Genomic DNA, 4,028 nt, shown 5'->3' with positions numbered 1-4,028 from the left:
GGCCGAGGCGGACGACGCCGGGAAGTTGACCTTCCAGGGCCGGGTACGCGACACGTTCCGTCGGCTGGCGCAGAAGGAGCCCGATCGTTACCTTCCGCTAGACGCGACGCGGTCACCGGAGGAGATCCACGCCGAGATCCGCTCGTTCATGGCCAGCCGCATCGATCGGCCAGCCGTCCTGCTCGGTGTGCTCTGACCGACGCGCTCCGGACCGGCGTGGCTCGGGGATGATAGCCCGGTGACGGTCTGGGAGACGCTCGTCGGGCAGGACGCGGTGGTCGCGGCGCTGAGCGCCGCGGCGTCCGCCGCGAGTGCCAGGCTCGCGAGTGGAGGCGGCGCACCGGCTGCCGCCCGTGCCGGGATGACGCACTCGTGGCTGTTCACCGGACCCACCGGGGCAGGTCACCAGGATGCGGCGCGCGCCTTCGCCGCAAGCCTCACCTGCGAGAACGAGCCGCCGGGCTGCGGCGAGTGCACCGGCTGCCACACCGTGCTCACCGACACGGCCACCGATCTGCGAACCGTGCAGCCGGAGGGGCTCTCGCTCGGTGTGAAGGACGTGCGCGCGCTGGTACGCGACGCCGCCAGCGCCCCGACAGCCGGCCGCTGGCGCATCCTGCTGATCACCGATGCGGACCGGCTCACCGAGGCCGCGGCGAACGCCCTGCTGAAGGCCCTCGAGGAGCCGGCGGATCGGGCGGTGTTCCTGCTCTGCGCCCCCTCCGTGGAGGACGTGCTGCCCACCATCCGTTCCCGCTGCCGGACGGTCGCGCTACGGCTGCCCTCGGCCACGGACGTCCGCGACGCGCTGGTTCGCGAGGGAGTCGACGAGCAGGTCGCCGAGACGGCGGCGCGGGCTTCCCAGGGTCATCTGGCCCTGGCGCGCCGGCTCGCCTCGGATGAGCGGGTCCGGGCCAACCGGGCGGCGGTGTTGCGCATCCCGGCCCGGCTCGGCCGGGTCGGTGACTGCCTGGCCGCGGCGGCCGATCTGGTGAACGCGGCGAACACCGACGCGGAGGCCGCGAATGCGGAACGCGACGAGGTGGAAACCGAGGCGCTGAAAACCGCGCTCGGCGTCGGTGCCACGGCGGTCGGCGGGAAGTCTAGGTCCGCGCGGGCCCCCAAGGCGGGGGCCAAGGGCCGGACGATGGTGGTGCGGGGTGCCGCGGGGGCCCTCAAGGAGCTGGAGCGGACCCAGAAGAGCCGAGGTCGCCGCACCGTCCTCGATGCGCTGGATCGGGCCCTGGTGGACCTCGCGGGGCTGTACCGGGATGTCCTGGTCCAACAGCTCGGCGCCGGTGTCGACGCGATCCATCCTGATCACTGCGTCGAGGCCGCCGGATACGCCGCGGCCTGCACTCCGGAACAGACACTGCGCCGGCTGGAGGCTGTCCTCGCGACCCGGGCGTCACTGGCCAGAAATCCCGGCCTCGTCCCACTGCTCGCGGTGGAGTCGCTCACCCTCGCGCTGCGCGACACCTGACGACCGGCGACCGGCGGTGGGGACGAACCGGCGTAATGGCCTGTCTGGGCGGAAGGCCGGGCATATCCTGATCGCGACGCGGACATGCCCTTCGACCAGGTCCGCCCGGGCGGGACCCGGCGGGCGCAGGGAGGTAACCGGTCGGATGCCGATGATGTGCGCGGTGGCGTTCTCCCCACGGGGCAAGCTCTACTATGCCGATCCTGGTTCCTGCAGCCCCCGGGTCGGCGACCGGGTGCTCGTCCCCACCGAGGAGGGCCCCGAGGTCGCCACCTGCATGTGGGCGCCCCAGTGGGTCAGCGACGACATCGGCGACCTGCCGGTGCTCGTCGGGATGGCCGACGCGCCCGACATCCAGCGCGAGCAGGTCTCCCGGCGCCGACGCGCCCGGGCGCGTGTCGCGGCCCGTCGCCTGGCCCGTGAGCATGACCTGCCGATGAAGATCGTCGGCGTTGACCACGTGATGGCCACCGGCGGCTACACGGTCTACTTCAGCGCGGAAGGCCGCGTCGACTTCCGTGAACTGGTGCGGGATCTCAACCGGACGCTGGTGGCGCGGGTCCAGCTGCGGCAACTGTCCGCCCGCGACAGTGCCCGGGTCCAGGGCGGGATCGGTTCCTGCGGCCGCGACCTGTGCTGCGCCACTTTTCTCAACGACTTCGAGCCGGTGAGCCTGCGGATGGCCAAGGAGCAGAACCTCGCCCTCAATCCGATGCGCATCAGCGGGGCATGCGGCCGGCTGATGTGCTGCCTGCGTTACGAACATCCCCTCTACGAGGAGTTCGCCGAAGCCGTGCCCGCGGTCGGAGACCGGGCGACGACCCCACACGGTGCGGGCCGGGTCGTGCGGCACGATGTTCCGCGTCAGCAGGTGGTCGTGGTTCTCGACGGCGGGGGCCGGACCTCGTGCGACCGCGCGGATGTCTGCGCCTCCCGGCGGGTCCACGACGCCGCCCACCCCGGTGGCTTGGCGAGGTGCTCCCCCCCGGGCAGCACCTCTACAGCCGGCGGGGAAACGACGGCCGGCGGGGAAACGACGGCCCTGCGGGAAGGACGTCACGGGTCGAAGCGGTAGCCCATCCCGCGCAGAGTCGTGACCAGCCGGCGCTGCGGTGGACGACCCTCGACCTTGGTTCGTACCCGCCGGACGTGCTCGGTGACGGTGGCGGGGTCCTGGAACCGCGTGCCCCACACCTGCTCGAGGAGTTCCTCCCGGCTGAAGACCCGCCGAGGATGCCGGGCGAGGAAGGCCAGCAGCTCGTACTCGCGCGCGGTCAGATCGATGCGCTCCCCGGCGACGGCGACCTCGCGGGCCCGCAGGTCGATGGAGACGTCTCCGTAGACGAGCGGGTCGCTGCCGTCCCCGGTGCGCTGCGGCGGCGGTTCCGCCGGCCGTCGGCGAAGCCGGGCGCGCACCCTGGCCACCAGTTCTCGCAGCGAGTAGGGCTTCACGACGTAGTCGTCCGCGCCCAACTCGAGGCCGACCACCCGGTCGACCTCCTCGGCCCGCCCGGTGAGCATGATCACCGGAACCTCGCTGGTCTGGCGGAGGCGGCTCAGGACGGCGAAGCCGTCCATCCTGGGCATCGCGACATCCAGCACCACTAGATCGATCTCGGTGGTCTGGAAGAGCCGAAGAGCGGCCTCGCCGTCCGCGGCCTCCAGCACCCGATAACCGAATCTCTCCAGACTGCGCGCAAGTGCTGTGCGAGATGCCTCATCGTCCTCAGCGACGAGGAGCGAGGCTCCTCGCGTCGTCGCTGCTGGTGCAGCGTCTCCGGCCCCGGTCATGGTGCGAAACCCTACGCATCCTCATCGGAACCACTGCGACCGGGGGTGGCGATTTACGGTGTTGCAGCACCCAAAACTAACTAAATGTAACATAAAGAAGATAATTTGCCGACTCAGGGCCATTTTGACGACATAGCACATCCCTCGCCATGACAGCCTGAGACGGAGGCATTCCAGACCGTGCCCGCCACTGGTGGCATCACCGTGGACGGCTGGGATCCGGGGCGACGGCGGGCATCTCGGTCCGCGAACAGCCACCGGACCACCAGCCGGGTCGAGCCCGCCGACGCATCTGGCATACTCGACCCGGGCCAGTGCAGTCCTGGCCGTTCGCCGGAGTAGCTCAGTGGCAGAGCAATCGCCTCGTAAGCGATAGGTCGCGGGTTCAATCCCCGCCTCCGGCTCACTCCCCGATTCCGCTCGCACGATCATTATGCGCCAGGTAACCGTCATGGCCGGCACGTCCGGCCCGGCGGTGGGCTGGCGCCGGGCCTGCTCCCGCCCCGGCCCCATCCCGTGGGTTCCTGAACCTGTCCCACCCCGCTTGGGACGTGGGACAGGTCGTCACGGCTACCACAAGCCGGACGGAGGGATCAGGCCGACCTGGGTTCGGCCTCCTGGTCGTGCCCGTCCGCCTCCGCGGCCTCCGCCTCGCGCAGCCGCTTGATGGACGCCAGGATCTCCCGCTCAGCCTCCTTGCGGTCCACCCAGGATGCGCCCTCCACCGACTTACCGGGCTCGAGGTCCTTGTAGA

4 protein-coding genes and 1 tRNA gene are annotated in these 4,028 nt (G+C 70.9%); 4 read left to right on the top strand and 1 reads right to left on the bottom strand.

Going from position 1 to position 4,028, the window contains the following annotated elements:
* From AC08ON_RS06105 to AC08ON_RS06095, 3 genes are all read left to right on the top strand, one after another.
* Positions 1-196, top strand: a 196-nt coding sequence (locus AC08ON_RS06105) for a hypothetical protein (RefSeq protein WP_476616600.1), incomplete at its 5' end; no start/stop codon positions are given.
* 42 nt (positions 197-238) lie between these two features.
* A complete protein-coding gene (locus tag AC08ON_RS06100) occupies positions 239-1,483 on the top strand; it encodes a DNA polymerase III subunit delta' (RefSeq protein ID WP_476606463.1) in 1,245 nt (414 codons plus the stop codon).
* A gap of 145 nt (positions 1,484-1,628) precedes the next feature.
* A complete protein-coding gene (locus AC08ON_RS06095; protein ID WP_476606464.1) occupies positions 1,629-2,558 on the top strand; it encodes a PSP1 domain-containing protein in 930 nt (309 codons plus the stop codon).
* Here AC08ON_RS06095 and AC08ON_RS06090 read toward each other — a convergent pair.
* On the bottom strand, positions 2,540-3,274 hold the full coding sequence (locus AC08ON_RS06090; protein ID WP_476606465.1) for a response regulator transcription factor: 735 nt from the start codon (positions 3,272-3,274) through the stop codon (positions 2,540-2,542). The two genes, AC08ON_RS06095 and AC08ON_RS06090, sit on opposite strands and share 19 nt — an antisense overlap.
* Positions 3,275-3,606: 332 nt before the next feature.
* Between AC08ON_RS06090 and AC08ON_RS06085 the strand changes: the two genes are divergently transcribed.
* Positions 3,607-3,678: transfer RNA gene (locus AC08ON_RS06085), tRNA-Thr, on the top strand.
* Positions 3,679-4,028 lie beyond the last annotated feature (350 nt).

The organism is Frankia sp. CoWAU3 (assembly GCF_977971855.1).
Note: the sequence above shows the minus strand (reverse complement) of the source record. Positions and strands in the feature narration are given on the sequence as shown.

Excerpts from the sequence above, each read along its gene's own strand:
- AC08ON_RS06090 (WP_476606465.1), bottom strand. The coding sequence starts at position 3,274 with ATGACCGGGGCCGGAGACGCTGCACCAGCAGCGACGACGCGAGGAGCC.
- AC08ON_RS06095 (WP_476606464.1), top strand. The coding sequence starts at position 1,629 with ATGCCGATGATGTGCGCGGTGGCGTTCTCCCCACGGGGCAAGCTCTAC.